This is a genomic window from Phycisphaerae bacterium (assembly GCA_024102815.1).
Taxonomy (GTDB): Bacteria; Planctomycetota; Phycisphaerae; order UBA1845; family UBA1845; genus JAGFJJ01.
The window spans coordinates 199,395-217,159 of sequence record JAGFJJ010000048.1; the positions used below are offsets into that span (position 1 = coordinate 199,395).

Here is a 17,765-nt window from a genome sequence, read left to right on the forward strand (position 1 = left end):
CAGCGCTTCCGAGTGCCCCTCGGGCGGTCAACTTGAACGATTCCCTGGTGCGTCCGATGATGAACGTATGGAGCGCCTCAAAAAACTCATCTCCGCGGGAGATGCCGCCTCGGCATGGTCTCGCGTCCGCGCCTTGGCCCAGACCTGCGCGGACTACACGGCGCTTCTGTCCCTCGCTCGCCAGGCCGATCGCCTCGAGAAGGAAGCCGGGCCGCCCAAGGGGCTCACCCCGGTCCGACTGGCGCTTCTCAGCGGTGCGACCATCGACTTGCTGGCCAAGCCGCTTAGGCTGGCTTTGCTGGCCCGGGGCATCGCCGCCGAGATTCACGTCGGCGGTTACGGCCAGTTCGTTCAGGAGATGATCGATCCGGCGTCGCCCGTCACCGCGTTCGGGCCGCGCATCGCGGTTGTGGTGAACACGCCCTACAACCTGCCCGCCTGGCCGGAGATCGGGACAGGCCAGGCGGACGCCGTTGAGCTCGCCGAGCAGGCCGTGGACTACCTGCTCAAGCCCTGTGCCGCGCTGCACGACCGCACCGGGTGCGACATCGTGCTGAACAATCTTCACCCGCCGCCCGCGCGTCCCGCCGGGAACCTGGGCGCCAAGCTCCCCGGTGACGCCGCCAACTTCGTCCGCCGTGTCAACGTCGCACTTGGCGATTGCGCCCCAAGTTACGTCCACATTCACGACGTCGCGGCGCTGGTCGAGCGCGTCGGCATGCGATCATTCTTTGACGCACGCTACTGGTATCACGCCAAACACCCGGTGTCATTTGCGTCTCTGCCGGACTACGTTCGTGGCATCGCGGGCATCGTTGCGGCCGCGCTGGGCAAGTCGTACAAGCTTGTCGCTCTCGATCTCGACAACACCTTGTGGGGCGGCATCCTGGGCGATGATGGCTTGGAGGGGATCGAAATCGGCGAGGGGACTCCGGCGGGAGAGGCGTTCAAGGCGTTTCAGATGTATCTGAAGGCGCTGCGCGATCGGGGGATCGTCCTGGCCGTGTGCAGCAAGAATGACGAGTCGATCGCCCGCAGAGCTTTCACCGATCATCCCGAGACGATCCTCAAGCTTGACGATTTCGTGGCGTTCAAGGCGAACTGGCAGCCGAAATCGGACAACCTTCGTGCCATTGCCGAGGAGCTCTCCTTGGGACTCGATTCGTTTGTCTTTGTGGACGACAACCCTGCGGAGCGCGAGCAGGTTCGGCAGATCCTGCCGCAGGTGGCGATTCCCGAGGTGGGGGACGATCCGGCGGAATATCCGGCCATGCTTGACGCCGGGCACTATTTCGAAGCGGTGGCGCTCACGGCCGAGGACCGCGAAAGGACGCAGACGTACCGCCGGCGTCGGGCCGCCGGCGAGGCGCTCGCCGCCGCCACCGATCTCACGGCGTACCTGAAGTCGCTGGACATGTGGGCGATCGTCCGCCCCTTTGACGAGGCCTCCCTGGAGCGCATCACCCAACTGACCAACAAGACAAATCAATTCAACGTGACGACGCGTCGGGTGACGCCGGCGCAGATGGAGGCGCTGGCGGACGATCCTCAGGCGGTCACGCGTTACGTTCGCCTGCGGGACTGTTTCGGTGACCACGGGCTGATTTGCGTTTTTTCAGCGACCGTTGACGGGGAAGTCATGACGGTACAGGACTGGCTGATGAGCTGTCGTGTGCTTAAACGCGGAGTTGAGTTTCTGTTATTCAACGACATCCTGGAAGAAGCGCGTCGCCGGGGCGTGCGTGTGATCGCGGGCGTTTACCGCCCGACGGAAAGGAACGCCCTTGTAAAAGACCTGTATCGCGATCTGGGCTTCTCGCCCGATGGGGAGGCCGTGGACGGCGGTTCACTCTGGCGGTTGGAGGTTTCCCAAGCGAAGCCGCTGGAGCACTTCATCGAAACGGAAACACCGGCTTCGTAACAGGAGAGTCGCTCCCCCTGCGACGATTTCGCACGCACCGGGCGCCGGGCCGACTTGTGGCCGGGCCGAATCGGGCAGTATACTTTCTCGAAATTCACCCCCGGCCGTGGCGCGCGGCCCGTGATGCGGAACGATCTCTCTCGAAGTCAAAGGGGAAATGTGATGCTCGACATCGGTGGATTCCTGACCTCGACGGACTTTCTGACGCAAATCGCGTCAATCATCGCGACGGTTCTGACCACGCTGCTTTCCAGCCTGTTTTCATCTTTCCTGGCGGCGCCGGTCTAGGCTGGTCAATCACTGCCCGGATTCCTACGCTCCCCCGAGGCCCGCATTGGGCAGGCCGCTCGGTCGAAGGCGTCCCTTCGCGCCGGGCGATCACCAAATGGCACGGCTGAAAGGAGGAGTCTTTCGATGCCTGGCGACCCCAAGCTGACTGAGCAGGAAATACGGGACATCCTTGGCAAACTGCCCGGCTGGGATGTCAAGGGCGGCAAGCTGCACCGCGAGTTCAAGTTCGCCGATTTTGTCGAGGCCTTTGGGTTCATGTCCCGGGCCGCCCTGGTGGCCGAGTCCATGAACCACCACCCGGAGTGGAGTAACGTCTACAATCGTGTTCAGGTAGACTTGACGACCCACGACGCAGGAGGCATCACCTCCAAGGATACCCAGCTTGCCGTCAAGATGAATGCGCTTGCCAGTGCGTCCTGAGGCCCACCCATCGTGCCGAAAAGCGGGGGCTTGCTTGTTTCCGGCCCCACGGCGGTGGGCTTGGAATTACGTCGAGTTAACGCCGTGGTGTGGCTAATCAGCTTGACCGAACTCGCCGATGTGCTATATTGAAGTTTGGATGGATTGTCGCCCATCCTCCGTGTCGGAGGATCATGGGTCTTTTCGCAGGAAGAGCGGGTCGAGGCTCGATGACGACGGAATCGTGTTAACCGAGGACCTGGTGACAAACCGGGGCTTGTCGGGCATGGTTCGTCGTCGGGCGTCGTCTCGCTCTTTGCATTTCCGGACTCGGGGGACGTAGCATCGCGTCGATATGGGGAGACGGTTTCTGAAGGTCACGCTTCCTGACGGTACTGTGCTTGAGGTTGCCGACGGCGCATCCACGGCCGACATCGCCGCTTCGATCAGTCCGGGATTGGCCCGGCGTGCCGTCGCCGGGCGCGTTACGGTCAACGGACATTCCGAAACGCTCGATCTCAACCGCTCGTTGCCGAACGAGTGCGCATTAACCGTTCTCACGGCCTCGGATGACGATCCCCAGAGCTTGTTCGTGCTCCGGCACAGCGCCGCGCACGTTATGGCCGAGGCGATCTGCAAGCTCTTTCCGGAGACCCGTCTCGTCTACGGGCCCCCGCTCGAGGACGGCTTCTACTACGACATCGATCTGCCGCACTCCATCACTCCCGATGATTTTCCTCGAATCGAGGAGGAGATGGCCCGCATCGTCAAGGAGGACCGCCCCTTCTGCCGCTACGACATGCCGCGTGGGGAGGCGATGTCCAAACTCAAGGACGAGCACAATCGTTACAAGGTGGACAACGCCGAGCGGGCCGAGGGGGATTCGCTCAGTTTCTACGTAACCGGTCGGGAACCCGGGCGGGATTTCGAAGATCTCTGTCGCGGCCCGCATATTCCGTCGACCGGCGCCATCAAGGCTTTCAAGGTTCGCCAGGTCAGCCGGTCGTTTTACCGTGGCGACGTCAACGACCAGCCTCTTCAGCGTGTTTACGGCACAGCATTTTTCAAGAAATCCTCGCTCGACGATTACCTGAAGCAGCTCGAGGAGGCGCGGCGCCGCGACCACCGGGTGATCGGCAAGCAGCTCGACCTGTTCCACCAGAACGAGATGGTGGGCAGCGGGCTGGTGCTGTGGATGCCCAAGGGCACGATCATCCGCAACGAGCTCCAGTCGTACCTGACGGCCGAGATGCTCAAGCTCGGTTACGAGCTCGTCGTTTCGCCGCACATCGGCCAGCTCGCCATGTATCGCACGAGCGGGCACTACCCGTATTACGAAGACGCCCAGTATCCGGCGATGTTCGAGAGCGATCGCGGCAAGGCCATGCAGGCAACGCTGCAGCTCGCCCAGCGGGTCAAGGAGATGACCGGCGAAGCGCGGGAGCACGGCGTCGCGGGTGTTCGGGCGATGCTCGAGGGCGTGTTCTCCGCCTTTGGAGCCGTCGAAGGTGTGCAGCCCGGCGACGAACTGGAAAAGGTCATTCCAGCGCTCTATGAGGCGCTGCGCAGTGAAATGGGCTACCTGCTCAAGCCCATGAACTGCCCGCACCACATCCAGTTGTATGCCGCTCGCCCGCGCAGCTATCGCGACCTGCCGGTTCGCTTCGCCGAATACGGCACCGTCTACCGTTACGAGCAGAGCGGCGAGATCAGCGGGCTGACGCGCGTGCGCGGCTTTACGCAGGACGATGCGCACTTATTCTGCACGGCCGAGCAGTTGCACAACGAGTTGCTGACAACCGTCAAGCTTACCCGCGGCGTGTTCGAAATCCTGGGCATGCAGGACTACCGTGTGCGCGTGGGCTTGCGCGATCCGGCCAGCGACAAGTACATCGGTTCGCCGGAGAACTGGGCCAAGGCGGAGCAGGCCATCCGCGCGGCCGTGCGCGAAAGCGGCATCGAATTCAGCGAAGAGGAAGGCGAGGCGGCGTTCTACGGCCCGAAGATCGACTTCATCGTCAAGGACTGCATCGGGCGGAACTGGCAGCTCGGCACGGTCCAGGCGGACTACAACCTGCCCGGGCGTTTCGAACTCTCGTACATCGGTCCGGATAACTCTCCGCATCGCCCGATCATGGTCCACCGGGCACCGTTCGGCAGTATGGAACGATTCGTGGGCATCCTGATCGAGCACTTCGCAGGCGCGTTCCCGCTGTGGCTGTCGCCGGTGCAGGTGGCCGTGGCATCGGTCAGCGAGAAGAGCGAGGCGTATGCCCGGAAGGTTTTCGAGGTTGTCGAAGGCTCGGGACTTCGGGCCGTGCTCGATGTATCCAGCGAGAAGATCGGCCCCAAGAAGCACCGGTTGCGGTCGGAAAAAATCAATTACCTGCTGGTGGTTGGAGAGAAGGAGTCCGAGACCGGCGAGGTCAACGTCAATGACCGCGACGGGCGATCGCTGGGTAACATGGCGTTGGACGCATTCCTCCGCGCCGCCCGGGCGGAGGTGGACAGCAAAGGGCGGGAGACGTTGTCGCAATCTTGAGGGAACTCGGGGCGACGCCCAGACCGGCGGCGGTCGCGGTGAAATCGAGTGCAAGTCGCCCCTTTCGGTTTTAGTAGAAGGAATCAGTCATCGCAAAGGCACTTCGGCTTAATGATCGGATTCGCATCTCCCCGGTCCGGGTGATCGACCAGCATCAGAACCAGCTCGGGGTTATTCCCGTCGACCAAGCGTTGTCGCTTGCCCGCGAGGCGGGTTTGGACCTTGTGGAGGTCTCTCCCACGGAAAACCCGCCCGTTTGCCGCATCATGGATTACGGCAAGCATCAATACGAAAAAAAGAAGCGGGCCAAGATGGCAGCGGCCGCTCACCAGGTCGAGCTGAAGGAGATTCGCCTCCGACCCAAGACCGACCCGCACGATCGCCAGATCAAGATGCGCAACGCCCAGAAGTTTCTCGAGGAAGGCAACAAGGTTCAGTTCACCATGCTCTTCCGCGGACGTGAGCGCTTCAACAAGGAGTTCGCGGCCGGCATCTTCAACGAGATCATTCAGGAGATGGGCGAGTCGGTGAAGATCGAGCGGCCGCCGCTGTTCGAGGGGCGGCGAATGGTCATGATCGTCGCGCCGGCCAAGACGGGATCGAAACCCAAGCCCTCTTCAGGGCAGGCCGGGGGGAATACGAAGGCGGCGCCCAAGAAGCCCGCTCCGACGAAGCAGGATGCGCCGGAACAGAATGCCCAAAAGGTCGAGAGCGCTGCGTCCCCACAGTCCCCCGGCGAGGCGGAAGCCGAACGTGCAGGGCAATCGTCGGGCACGCAAGGATGACCGCTGCTCATCGGCTGCCGAGACCGGAGAGGATGGGGGCGACGTCGCGGCGAAACGAGGTCGCGCTCTACCCCAGCGCTCGGGTGACCGACCAGTAGAGTCCCACCGCCGCGATCATCAGGGAGCTGGGAATGATCACGACCCGGCGGTAGTACTTCCAATCTCGAAGCCACCCCACGGCCACCAGCGCTGCCAACACGACGGCGATCTGCCCCAGTTCGACTCCCACGTTGAATGAAATCAGCGCCGTGAGGAACTCGCCCCGCGGCAGGCCAAGTTCCCTGAGAACGCCGGCAAAGCCCAACCCATGCAACAAGCCGAACATGAACACGACCGCTGGACGCCAGGGCTTCAATTTCGTGGTCAGCACGTTCTCGATCGCCACATAAGCGATCGACATGGCGATCATCGTCTCGACTAGTCGCGACGGAAGCGAGAGCATTCCGTATGTGGACAAGGCCAGCGTCACGGAATGGGCCACGGTGAACGCCGTAATCTGCCAGAACAACGGCCGGAGCTTCGCGCTGAGCAGGAACAGTCCCAGCACGAACAGAATGTGGTCCAGGCCCTTGGGCAGAATGTGCTCGAAGCCCAGGACGACGTACTGTCCCAGGACATCGAGTCGCGTGGGCGGGGCCGCGCCGACGCCGAGGGCGTAGGGCGGGCTTTCCTCACCCGGCGCGAGGATCATCTTGGTTGCCGAAGTCGCTGGCTGATCGAAGATGGTCAGATGCACGGCGCTGAGCGCTCGCGACGCGAAGAAGGTGAATGTCCTGGCATTCGGCGGGATGCGGCCCGTAAAGCGAACCGTGGTTCCCAATACTGTGGGCTCCTCGCCCGGCGGGCGCTCGGCCGCGCTCATCTCCGGGAAGTCGACACTCGCGTCGGCTATCTCGTCGTCAAACCGGACACGAACGCGGCGCTCGATCGTTCGGCGGGCCCGCTCGACACTTCGCATGAATTCGTCGACGGGCATCGAGCGCAGCTCCTCGGCCAGTTCCTCGGAGGGCAGTGCCGAAGACACGCCCAAAGCCAGGGCATCGACATCGATGCGCATGTCCACCTGGAAGGTGCCGTCCGATTTCAGGATTGCGATGGTGTCGGTGATGGTGAATGGGTGCGCGAGGGCCGACGTCGCGAAGTTGCCCAGCGTGAGGCAGGCGACGCATGCCAGGGCGGGCACGCTGGTTCGTGGCGGGGCCTGTTTGACAATGCTCGCCTTCAGATTCAAAAGGAAGTTCCTTGGGTACATCAAATCGGGCGAAATCGGCCCAGTTTATCATGTTGCAGCTTCGTCATTCGATGGTCTGAAGCGGTTTGACGCTCTTTGGCGCGCCGCCTACAGTACCCTCATTCATGATGGTTGTAGATGGCTGACAGGAATAGACATCGCCCGGAAACGAGCGCGAGCTCGCCGGTCGAAAACAGGGAGAGCACACCATGAGCCGCACCGTTACCCTCAAGGGCAATCCGCTGAATCTCGAAGGCCCGCAGCTGAAGGCCGGCGACAAGGCCCCGGATGCCACGCTCAAGAAAAGCCTGGTCGACAAGGTCAAGGTCTCGGAGACCCAGGGTAAGACGCGTATTTTCAGCGTCGTGCCTTCGCTGGACACGCCGGTCTGCGCCACGCAGACCAAGCGATTCAACGAGGAAGCGGCCAAGATGAGCAATATCGCCTTCTACACCATCAGTTGCGATCTGCCCACCGCCCAGGCCCGGTTCTGCGGGGCCGAGGGCATTGACCGTGAGAAGCTGCACGTGCTCAGCGACCACCAGGACACGAGCTTCGGCAAGGCCTACGGCACGCTGGTTCCCGACCTGCGAGTGAATTGCCGGGCGGCGTTTGTGGTGGATGCCGGGGGCACGATCCGCTACGCGGAATACGTACCGGAAATCGCCGAGCAGCCCAACTATGACGCGATTCTCAAGGCGGCCCGCGAAGCGGCCGAGGCGTAATCGACTCACGGCGAGTGATGCGGGCGGTTCGGTGCCGGCCCCATGAGCCGGACCGGCGGGCACGCCCGACAATATGGACTTCGCGAAACTCCTTTCTCGTTGCCGGCGCAAGACATTCCGGCGCTGCTGCAGCGCAGGATCTGTCTGGCCTTGCCGCGCGCCGGGTACGATTGGGAATCATGGACCAGTTGTACATGAGCCTGGCGGTCGCGGCGGCGGCGGCGCTGGTGCTGGCGTTGTCGGCCGGCGTGCTGAAGCGCTCCGCGTGGCTCCCGTCGGCCCCACTGGCGGCGACGGCTCTCGGCATTCTGGTCGGACCGGCCATGCTCGGACTGGTGCGGCCGGACGCCTGGGGTGTGCCGCACCATATCCTGCTCGAAATCGCCCGCATGTCTGTGGCCACGGCGGTGATGTCGATTGCGCTTCGCGTGCCGTGGACGTTCTGGAAAGAACACGCGGGGGCCATGGCGCTGGCCCTGAGCCTGGGAATGTTGCTCATGTGGCTGGCGACGGCCGCGCTGTGTTGGCTGCTCCTCCCGCTGGGCTTTGCCAGTGCCCTGCTTCTGGGGGCGGTCCTTACTCCAACCGATCCGGTGATCTCCGGTGCCATCACGACCGGCCAACTGGCCAAGACGATGACGCCGGAGCACGTTCGTTACGGTCTGGCGGCCGAGTCCGGCGCGAATGACGGCGCCGCGTACGCGTTTGTCACGCTGCCGCTCCTGGCGCTGTTGGCGCCCGGTGCGCCGGCATGGGACCGATACCTGACGGAGGGGTTACTGCGCGGAATCGTGGCGGCGTGCGTGGCTGGAGCGGCCGTGGGCGCGGCTGTGGCCGGACTCCAGCGGCTTGCCGTCAAAGGCCGATGGCCAAGCGATGCGAGCGCAACGGTGATCTCTCCGGCGTTGGCGCTGTTGACGCTTGGCGTGCTGAAGCTGCTCGGCAGTGACGGCATCCTTGGCGTATTTGTCGCCGGCGTCGCGTTCAATGCGATCACGGCTGGGGGCTCGGATCCGGAACGCAAGCAGGAGCAGGCACAGGAGCGCGTGCAGGAGATTCTCGATCTCATGTTGAGCTGGCCGGCGTTTCTGCTCTTCGGCGCCATGCTCCCGTGGCACGCATGGCGGGCGCACGGTTGGATGCTGCTTCTGGCTTCGGTGTCCGTGCTGTTGCTGCGCCGCCCGCCGTGGTTCTATTTCCTTTCGCGGTCGCTGACGGAGGACCGGCCGAGCAGGCTGTTCCTGGCCTGGTTCGGGCCGATCGGCATGGCGGCGATCTTCTACGCGGCACATGCGTACACCGCGGGGCACCGAGAAATCTGGATTTTCGGCAGCTTTCTCATCCTTGCGTCGGTGGTGGTGCACGGAATCACGGCAACGGCGGGGACAAAATGGTACGGGCGGCGTATCGGCCGGATGGCGCCGGCGACGTAGCACCTTCATGCCTACCCCAACCTCGCCGCCAGGAGCGTCAGGTCATCGCTCTGCGCGGCCGCGCCGACGAAATGGCTCACCTCTTTGCGAACGTGCTTGATCAGCGCCTGCGGTGGTAGCTGGGTCCGTTCCTGCACTGCGCGAACCAGAGACGCGTGGCCGAACATGTTCTCCTCGGTGTCCCTCGCTTCCACCACGCCGTCGGTATAGGCCAGAAGTGACACGGGGCCGTCACCAAGGGGGATATCGTAAGCTGGATAGGTTTCCGCTTCCATGATTCCCAGCGGATAGCCGGTTTCCATTTCCTGCTCTTCGATTTCCTTTGCTTCAGGGCGGATGATCATTGGCGGAAAGTGCCCGGCCGAGGCGCAACGCATGGTGCGGCGCTGGGGGTCGAGCAGCATCAGCAGGCAGGTGATAAACCGGCTGCGGTCGGTGTTGCGATGCAGAAAGCGGTTCCAGCGGGCCAGCAATTCGGCGGGATCGTCGGACTCGCGGATGGTCACACGGACGGCCGCCTGAAGGCTGGCCATGAGCATCGCCGCGGCAACGCCCTCGCCGGTGACATCGGCCACCAGGCACCACACGCGTCCGTCGGGTGTTTCGATTACGTCGTAGTAATCGCCGCTGACCAGTTGCCCGGGCTCGTTGAGCGCCGCGACGCGCAGTCCGTCGTGGTCGGGCAGATCGGTGGGCAGGAGCCCGTTCTGTATTTTGCGGGCCAGTTCCAGATCTCGGGAAAGGCGTTCGAGCCGCTTCTGCTCGTCGGCCAGGCGGGAATTGATCAGCCCGATGCTCACCTGCCGGGCGATGCCGGCGAGGAAGTCGATATCCTCCTGCGCGTAGCCCATCGCCGACTGGATGCGGTCGCCGTAGATCACGCCAAGGGTCATGTCGTCGTGGATCAGCGGCACGCACATGGCCGAGCGAATGCCCTGCTGGATCATGCTTACTGTCGGGTCGAGGGCCGCCGCGTCTTCCGGCGTGAAGATCGCCCGTTCGCCGTTCTCGAGCGCCCGCCGCAGGAGTGTCCGGCTGATGGTGAGTTCGCCGCCGCTGTTACGCAGGTTCCGCACGACGGGCCAATCGAGCAGTCGCCCGCTTGGCCTGCGGACGCCGATCGCCCCGCGTTCGAAATGCAGCATTTCGAAGCAGATATCCATGGCATTGTTGAGCAGCGGCGTCAACCCCTGAAGAGTCGTCAGACGCTCGCTCAGCTCGTAAATCATCTTGAGGCGCTGCTGGGACAGATGCAGGTCGCGATCGCGGGTGGCGTAGCGCGTGGCCGGGGTAACCGTCTCGTCGTCGGAGATGATCACACCGGTCGTGGATTCCTTTGGACCGTCCCGGAAGGTTATCGCCGTGGAGCCGATCAGCACGCGATCGCCGTCACGGAGGGGCTGGCCGGTGCAGGGCGCGTCATTGACCAGGGTGCCGTTCTTGCTGCCCATATCCTCGACGATGTACCCGATGGGGCCCAGCGAAATCCGGGCGTGTTGTCGCGAGGCGCTGAGGTCGTCGATGGGAATGTCACAGCGAGCGTCCCGCCCGATGACCTGCGGCAACGGTCCGCAGGTCACGCGACGGGTTCGCCCGTCCGCCAATGTGATCAGCAATTCCGCCATAGGGATCGTACCCCGCTCCATGGACGCGTGGTGGAGCCGGGGCATTTTACCGCAGGTTCCGCGAAATGCGTAGGCGGCTTGAGGCGGGCTTCTGGTCCGAATGACCTCCTTCGCCTAGCATAGTTTGCTTATGCCCATCGTGGTTCGCAACGTCCTTCTGGGGTTGAACGAGTCGGAGGAGGCTCTTCCGGGACTCGCCGCCCGGCGGCTGCACATCCCCGAGTCGGCCGTCCGCTATTGGTCCATCGTCCGGCGAGCGATCGACGCGCGGAAGAAGGACGTGCGCTTTTCTTACCAACTGGAGATCGCCCTTGAAGGCGGCCGTAAGTCGGAGCTGGCGTGCCTGAAGCGCATGCGCCCGGCCGAGGCGGCGTGGATCAAACCCGAACCGGAAGAGCCGCTGGTCATGGGGAAGGGGCCGTCGGCGAACAGGCCGGTGATTGTTGGGTTCGGCCCCGGTGGGATGTTCGCCGCACTGCGACTGGCGGAGCTGGGTTACCGCCCGCTGGTGCTGGAACGTGGGCGAGAGGTGCGCCGCCGGCATCGCGACATCATGCAGCGCTATTACCGCGAGCGCGACTTCGACCCCGAGTCGAACCTGCTCTTTGGTGAGGGCGGCGCCGGAACCTACAGCGACGGCAAGCTCTACACGCGCTTGAACGACCCGCTCTGCCGCAGCGTGCTGGAGACGCTGTACCTTCACGGCGCCGACCCCGACATTCTCGTCGACACGCGACCGCATCTGGGGAGTGACAGGCTCCCGACACTGTGCACGCGAATCCGCGAGCGCATCGAGTCTCTGGGGGGGGAAATCCGCTTCGGGTCGCGCCTCGACGACATCCGCATCGAGGACGGCCGGCTGATCGCCGTTCACGTTTCTTCGGATGACAGTGCTCGTGCAGCCGAATGGATGGATGTCGGTCCGGTACTGCTGAGCATCGGCCACTCCGCACGAGACACGATTCGCATGCTTTCCGGCCGGGGCGTGCGGGTGGAATCCAAACCGTTCCAGATGGGCGTGCGTGTGGAACATCCCCAGGAAATGGTGGACCGCTGGCAGTACGGTGCGGCCGCCGGTCATGTCCGACTCGGCGCAGCGGAGTATCACGTTGTCGCCCGCGGCGCCGCCCGCGACTACGGAGACATGTTCAGCTTCTGCATGTGTCCCGGCGGCGTGATTCTGCCCACGAACGAGTCGGCCGGGCTGATTGTCACCAATGGTGCCAGCCGTTCGCATCGCTCCGGGCGATTCGCCAACAGCGGGCTGGTTTTCACGATGAATCCCGCGGTGGCGGGGATGTCGGCGCTGGATGCCGTTGCCTTCCAGGAGCGCTGGGAACGGCTTGCCTTCGAGACAACCGGCCGAACCTATTGCGTTCCAGCGCAACGTGCGGCGGATTTCCTGGAGGGGCGGATCTCGGACGGCATGCTGGAGACATCGTTTCCGCTCGGCGGACAATGGACCGACATTCGCGCCGTGGTCCCCAAAGAAGTCAGCGCGGCTCTGGAGCGCGCCCTGCCCACGCTCGAGGCGAAGTTTCCGGGGTTCGCCGGTGCCGATGCCCTCGTCACCGCTCCGGAAACACGCGCCAGTGCTCCGGTTCGCCTCGTGCGGGATGCTGAAACGCGCCAGGCCGAGGGCGTCCAGGGGCTCTATCCCGTCGGGGAAGGTGCCGGCTACGCCGGCGGCATCCTCAGCGCGGCGGTGGACGGCATCAAATCCGCTCACGCCATCGTCCGGACGTACGCGCCGCATCGCTGATTTTCGGACCGACACCACCGTGGCGGACAATCCAAACCCGCTCGAATTCTCCTGCCTCTTTGGGATATACTCCCCTGTTTCCGTGGCCGGTTTTGATGGCGGCGAGTAGGGGCTGGTTTTTCGGGAGTCGCGTCCGAATCGACGGGCGCCGCCCGGGACGAGAGGATCGCGCTGATGCCTGAAGACTTCATCATGGGACCCAAGCTCGGCGATCTCGTCGAGCGAATCGTGAGCAGCTACCGGGCGGACGCCCGCACGCAGCACATCGACCGTATTTACCTGCCTTCCCGCGCCGACATTGTTCGCCTGACCAACGAGCTTCTCGAGCTGCTCTACCCGGGCTTCCTCGGGCGGCAGCACCTTACGCAGTACAATGTCGCTTTCCACGTGGGTGACCTGCTGCCGCGCATCGCGGAGAAGCTGTTCCGCCAGATCTATCTCTGCCTGTGTTACATGGAAGAGGCGGCGACCTCGGGGAAGAACCCGGCCGGCGACTGCGAAAACCGGGCCCGCCGATATACCGTGGATTTACTCGAGGACATCCCTGCGATTCGCGAGATGCTGGCCGGCGACGTGCAGGCTTCGTATGACGGCGACCCGGCGGCGCTGAATCTCGATGAAGTCATGCTCGCCTATCCCGGTCTGCTGGCCATCAGCGTTCACCGTCTGGCCCACCGGCTTTATTCGCTCGATGTGCCGCTCATGCCGCGCATCATGTCCGAATGGGCTCACGCCCAGACGGGCATTGATATACACCCCGGCGCACGCATCGGGCAAAGCTTCTTCATCGATCACGGTACGGGCGTGGTTATCGGCGAGACGACGGACATCGGCGACAACGTTAAGGTCTACCAGGGCGTGACGCTCGGTGCCCTCTCGTTCCCCAAGGATGAACGGGGGCGCGTGATTCGCGGGGCCAAGCGGCACCCCACGGTGAAGGACAACGTCACCCTCTACGCCAATGCCATTGTCCTCGGAGGCGAAACCGTTATCGGCGAGAACTCCGTCATCGGCGGTTCCGTGTTCGTCACGTCCAGCGTTCCGCCCAACAGCGTGGTCACGTTCAAGCCGCCGGAGCTGAAGGTCAAGCAACGCGGTGCGGACACGGACAAGAAACCCGCGCCTCCGCCGGAGCAAGAGGCCCAGCAATACATGCCGGACTACATGATCTGAGGTTTAGCGGCGTCGTTGCAGCGCGTCCGCTTTGCGAACCAAGTCCACGAACTCGGCCCGGTAGCCGTCGGGGTCATACCCCATGGCGGTGCCGGCCAGCTCGGCGACAAAGGGGAAGTCGATCAGATCGGCGTACTGCGAGTGACGCAGCAACATGCCGAAAGACGCCACGGCCGCGGCGAACACGAAGTCATCCGAGGCGTCATCCAGCGTCAAGCCCGTGTCATACGCAGGGAATTCGATCAGCCTGCTGATGTCGCCATCCGGATCCTTGTAGCGCAGCCGGACGGTCATGGCCGCGCCGTTCATTGTGGCCGCGAAATTCGGCTCGAACGTTTCTTCTCCGACGGATTCAGTGAGCGGCGATGCCGGGATCAACTCGTAGAGCGCCGTGACCGTATGTCCGGCGCCAATCTCGCCGGCGTCCTTGGTATCGTCGTCGAAATCCTCGGTCTGGAGCATGCGGTTCTCGTAGCCCACGAGCCGGTAGCCGACGACCTCATCCGGATTAAATTCCACCTGGATTTTGACGTCCTTGGCGATGGTCACCAGCGTTCCGCCCATCTGATCGACGAGCACCTTGCGCGCTTCGTCAAGCGAATCGATGTAGGCGTAGTTGCCGTTGCCCTTGTCGGCCAGCATCTCCAGCATGCCATCCTTGAGGTTACCCATGCCCAGGCCGAGCACCGTCAGAAACACGCCGTCGCGGGCGCGATCGGTGATGAGCGCTTCCAGTTCCGCCCGATTGGTGACGCCCACGTTGAAGTCGCCGTCGGTGGCCAGGATCACGCGGTTGGCGCCGCCTTCGATGTAGTTGTTCAGGGCCGTGTCGTAGGCCAGTTCGATGCCCTCGCCGGCGTTGGTCGATCCGCCCGCCCGGAGCCCGTCCAGTGCCGCCCGGATGGCACCCTGCTGATAGCCGGGGGTCGAAGGCAACACCAATCCGGATGAACCGGCGTAGACCACGATGGCCACGCGGTCGTCGTCGTACAGCTCCTCGACCATCATCTTCATGCCCTCGATGAGGAGCGGCAGCTTGTTGGCGGGCTGCATGGAGCCGGAGACATCGATGAGAAACACGACGTTCGCGGACGGCCGCGTGTCCTCGGGGAACACCTTTCCCTTGAGCCCGATGCGGGCCAGGCGGTGCTCGGCGTTCCAGGGGCACTCCGCGAACTCGACGTTCACGGAGAACGGCTCGTCGCCCGTGGGCGGCGGGTAGTCGTAGTGGAAGTAGTTGATCAGCTCCTCGATGCGCACAGCCGGCGTGGGCGGCAACATGCCCTTTGTCAGAAACCGCCGCACGTTGGCATAGGAGGCCGTGTCCACGTCGATGGAGAACGTGGAGACCGGCTGCTGGTCCAGGGTGAGGAAGGGGTTTTCGGGCAAGGACTGGTAATCCTCGCCGCTTGCGCGTTCAATCTCCAGCCAGGGACTCTCGCCTGACAGAATGATCGAGCGATTATCCAGCGGGACCGTCGTCGATTTCTTGTCGGAAGATGGAGTATGGTAGCCGTAGGATATGTTGTCGTAGGTCTCGAAGTGGAGGCTCGCCGCCACCGCCCTCGTGCTCGTCAGAGCCTCGTTCCTTGGCGCGGCGGTAGTCCCCGGCGGGTCACCTCCAACCACACCGGCGCCAACAAGCGACTCTGACTCGTTTCCGGGATTGACCTCTGCGTGTACCGACGATCCCCCAATTCCGGCATACGGTGTCAGATTCCTCTTGCGAATTCGCTGAACCGGCGCCGTAACTTCCGACTGTAAGCGCATGTCCTGCTGGCTCAATCTCGCAGCGGCCAACTTCTTGGCCTTTTCCGAGCTCTCTCTTGCCCTGCCCAGGCGCGGCAGCATCATATAACCAACGAACGCGGCCAGGAGAATCGATGCCGCCAAGGCCGACGGGATCATCACGCGATATAGCCGTCGCGGACGTGCCGCGCGATGTCCCAAGTCCCGCGCCTCTGAAGCCGCGGCAATCTCCTCCCGCTGAGAGGGCGCGAGGGCCACCTGTCCTTCTTCCGCCAGGGCACGCTCCAACACGTCGGCCGTGCGACGCAGGTCGTCCACCAACGCCCGCGCTGCCGGGTCGCTTTCCAGCAGGCACTCGAACGCCTCGCGCTCCGCGCCGTCGAGTTCGCCCAGGGCGTAGGCTGTCAAACGAGGGTCGTTCGGATCAATGGTCATGGCTGTCACCTCGCTCAATCTTCGTTGTTCATGCGCTTGCGCAGCGTGGTCATGGCGGCGTGCAGGAGGAAGCCGACGTTGCCTGCGGAGAGTCCGGTCACCTGAGCGATCTCCCGGTAGCGCAGCCCCGCCTGGAAGCGGAGGATTACGACCTCCTGCTGGTTTGCGGGAAGTTCGTTCACCATCGCGCCGACGCGGTCGCACGCCTCGCCGTGCAGGGCGGCCTCGATGGGCGTTGCCGGTGCGGCCGCGGGTGCCAGGCTTTTCGATTCCACCAGGGTCTTCATGCGACGATCCTTGCGTTGGACATCCAGGGCGCGGCTGCGGCAGACGGCAAAGAGCCACGGCGCCAGGCGACCATCCAGACGGGCGTGGTCCTCCCGGCAGAGCCGCAGGAAGGTCTCCTGCACGGCGTCACGGGCCGCGTCGAGATCGCCGGTCAGGCGGAAGGCATAGCGGACCAGCGCGGATTCGTGCCGTTCCAGTGCGGCCTGCACCCACGCGGCTTGTCGCGGCTTTTCGGACTGGGTCATCGCCACCCCCGCCGTGCCATCTCTATTTCAGATAACGAACGAGATGCGCTGTTATTAGAATTTAACCCGAAACGCTCGAGGCGGCGGCACTGCGTCGCCCGCAAGATATGACGCGACTATGCCCCGCAAGTTCCCGTGAACCATGGCAGCGCGGTCCCAGCGGTCTTTCGGCGCAAAAAAAAGGGGCCGGAATTCCGGCCCCGAAGGGTGCGAGAAGTTTGACGTGGGTCAGGCGCCCCTGGTGACGCCATATCGCCGAAGGAATACCAGCCCGGGCAACCCCGCCAGGACCAGCCACGCGGCACCGGGAAGCGGGATGGTCGTCACCGCCAAGTCGGAGCCGCCGCCCGTGGGGCCGGTACTCTGGAAGCGAACGCCGAAATTGAATGCCCCGGCCGTTCCGCCCGTGGAAAGCTCGTTCCAGAACGCGGACTCGAACTGGGCATTGCTGAGGTTGTCCAGACCCGTGCCCACAATGTCAAAGGTGTAGGTTTCCGAAGCTCCCTCGACGATCTGGATGCCGCTGCCTGTTCCATCGGTGATGAATGCGGGAACCGAGTTGGCGTTCATCACGCCGAAATCGAAGAAGCCGGCTGCGTTCGGGGTCTTGATGTTGCCGGGATCGTAGCGCACCCACCAACCGCTCGGGTTGGGCGACGTCAGCGCCGTGGCCTGCTGTGGTCCCGCGTCGTCGACGTCACCGCCAATACTGGTAAACGCGACGCCCGCGATGGTGGGAACGTTAAAGCCCCACGCCGTGATTACCCCCCCGAAAGACGTGGAGGTCGTGTTTGTGACTTGCACGATGATCTTGGCAGCCGTGTCGCTCAGTGATTGGTAAGTGAAGGAGATGTCCGCCGTCACCTGACTGCTGACCAGCCCCCCAACGGTCTGATTCAGCACGGCCTTCGCCGGTGACGCAAAACCAATGACCGCCCCCGTCAAGGCTGCCGCAATAGCAACCTTCTTTCCCCCCGAGAACATGTTGATACCTCTTTCCGCCCGTAGATCTTCGGGCAACCCGTCCCGCTTTCTCTGGTTGGTCAACACCAGATTTGCATATACGAGACAAACCCCAGTCACATTCCGGACCCCTCAGCACAATGATGGTAGTCGGGATTCAGCGATACTGTCAAGCAGTTTTGCGTTCGCCCCACTATG

The 17,765-nt window shown here is 63.5% G+C and carries 13 protein-coding genes; 8 read left to right on the forward strand and 5 right to left on the reverse strand.

Annotated elements, in window-relative coordinates; all coding sequences use genetic code 11:
• The first annotated feature begins 67 nt into the window (after positions 1-67).
• From J5J06_11895 to infC, 4 genes are all read left to right on the forward strand, one after another.
• Positions 68-1,921 (forward strand): HAD family hydrolase, encoded by a 1,854-nt coding sequence (locus J5J06_11895; protein ID MCO6437783.1) that lies wholly within the window; start codon positions 68-70, stop codon positions 1,919-1,921.
• A 414-nt stretch (positions 1,922-2,335) separates the two neighbouring features.
• The gene (locus J5J06_11900) at positions 2,336-2,632 is read left to right on the forward strand and encodes a 4a-hydroxytetrahydrobiopterin dehydratase (GenBank protein MCO6437784.1); all 297 of its coding nucleotides are present in this window, start codon (positions 2,336-2,338) and stop codon (positions 2,630-2,632) included.
• A gap of 334 nt (positions 2,633-2,966) precedes the next feature.
• A complete protein-coding gene (locus tag J5J06_11905; GenBank protein MCO6437785.1) occupies positions 2,967-5,153 on the forward strand; it encodes a threonine--tRNA ligase in 2,187 nt (728 codons plus the stop codon).
• Between the two features lie 89 nt (positions 5,154-5,242).
• Entirely contained in the window at positions 5,243-5,938 is a 696-nt protein-coding gene (infC, locus tag J5J06_11910) for a translation initiation factor IF-3 (GenBank protein MCO6437786.1), read from the forward strand.
• A gap of 67 nt (positions 5,939-6,005) precedes the next feature.
• Here infC and J5J06_11915 read toward each other — a convergent pair whose 3' ends face one another.
• On the reverse strand, positions 6,006-6,995 hold the full coding sequence (locus tag J5J06_11915) for a HupE/UreJ family protein (protein ID MCO6437787.1): 990 nt from the start codon (positions 6,993-6,995) through the stop codon (positions 6,006-6,008).
• A gap of 383 nt (positions 6,996-7,378) precedes the next feature.
• On the opposite strand from J5J06_11915, the gene tpx reads away from it, so the two are divergent.
• Both tpx and J5J06_11925 read left to right on the forward strand, forming a co-directional pair.
• A complete protein-coding gene (tpx, locus tag J5J06_11920; GenBank protein ID MCO6437788.1) occupies positions 7,379-7,894 on the forward strand; it encodes a thiol peroxidase in 516 nt (171 codons plus the stop codon).
• A gap of 179 nt (positions 7,895-8,073) precedes the next feature.
• Positions 8,074-9,327, forward strand: coding sequence for a cation:proton antiporter (locus tag J5J06_11925; GenBank protein ID MCO6437789.1), 1,254 nt, complete (start codon positions 8,074-8,076; stop codon positions 9,325-9,327).
• An 11-nt stretch (positions 9,328-9,338) separates the two neighbouring features.
• On the opposite strand, the gene J5J06_11930 is transcribed toward J5J06_11925, so the two are convergent.
• Positions 9,339-10,997 carry a SpoIIE family protein phosphatase gene (locus J5J06_11930; protein MCO6437790.1) on the reverse strand — a complete coding sequence of 553 codons (1,659 nt, stop codon included), beginning with the start codon at positions 10,995-10,997 and terminating at the stop codon, positions 9,339-9,341.
• A gap of 85 nt (positions 10,998-11,082) precedes the next feature.
• Between J5J06_11930 and J5J06_11935 the strand changes: the two genes are divergently transcribed.
• Together J5J06_11935 and J5J06_11940 are read left to right on the forward strand one after the other, a co-directional pair.
• Complete coding sequence (locus tag J5J06_11935) at positions 11,083-12,714, forward strand: FAD-dependent oxidoreductase (GenBank protein ID MCO6437791.1); 1,632 nt, start codon at positions 11,083-11,085, stop codon at positions 12,712-12,714.
• A gap of 174 nt (positions 12,715-12,888) precedes the next feature.
• Positions 12,889-13,887 (forward strand): serine acetyltransferase, encoded by a 999-nt coding sequence (locus tag J5J06_11940; protein MCO6437792.1) that lies wholly within the window; start codon positions 12,889-12,891, stop codon positions 13,885-13,887.
• Between the two features lie 3 nt (positions 13,888-13,890).
• On the opposite strand, the gene J5J06_11945 is transcribed toward J5J06_11940, so the two are convergent.
• The 3 genes from J5J06_11945 to J5J06_11955 form a co-directional block, all read right to left on the reverse strand.
• Positions 13,891-16,071: a von Willebrand factor type A domain-containing protein gene (locus J5J06_11945; GenBank protein ID MCO6437793.1), complete on the reverse strand. Its 2,181-nt coding sequence runs from the start codon at positions 16,069-16,071 to the stop codon at positions 13,891-13,893.
• Positions 16,072-16,085: 14 nt separating this feature from the next.
• Positions 16,086-16,604 (reverse strand): sigma-70 family RNA polymerase sigma factor, encoded by a 519-nt coding sequence (locus J5J06_11950; GenBank protein ID MCO6437794.1) that lies wholly within the window; start codon positions 16,602-16,604, stop codon positions 16,086-16,088.
• Between the two features lie 228 nt (positions 16,605-16,832).
• Entirely contained in the window at positions 16,833-17,588 is a 756-nt protein-coding gene (locus tag J5J06_11955; GenBank protein ID MCO6437795.1) for a VPLPA-CTERM sorting domain-containing protein, read from the reverse strand.
• Positions 17,589-17,765 lie beyond the last annotated feature (177 nt).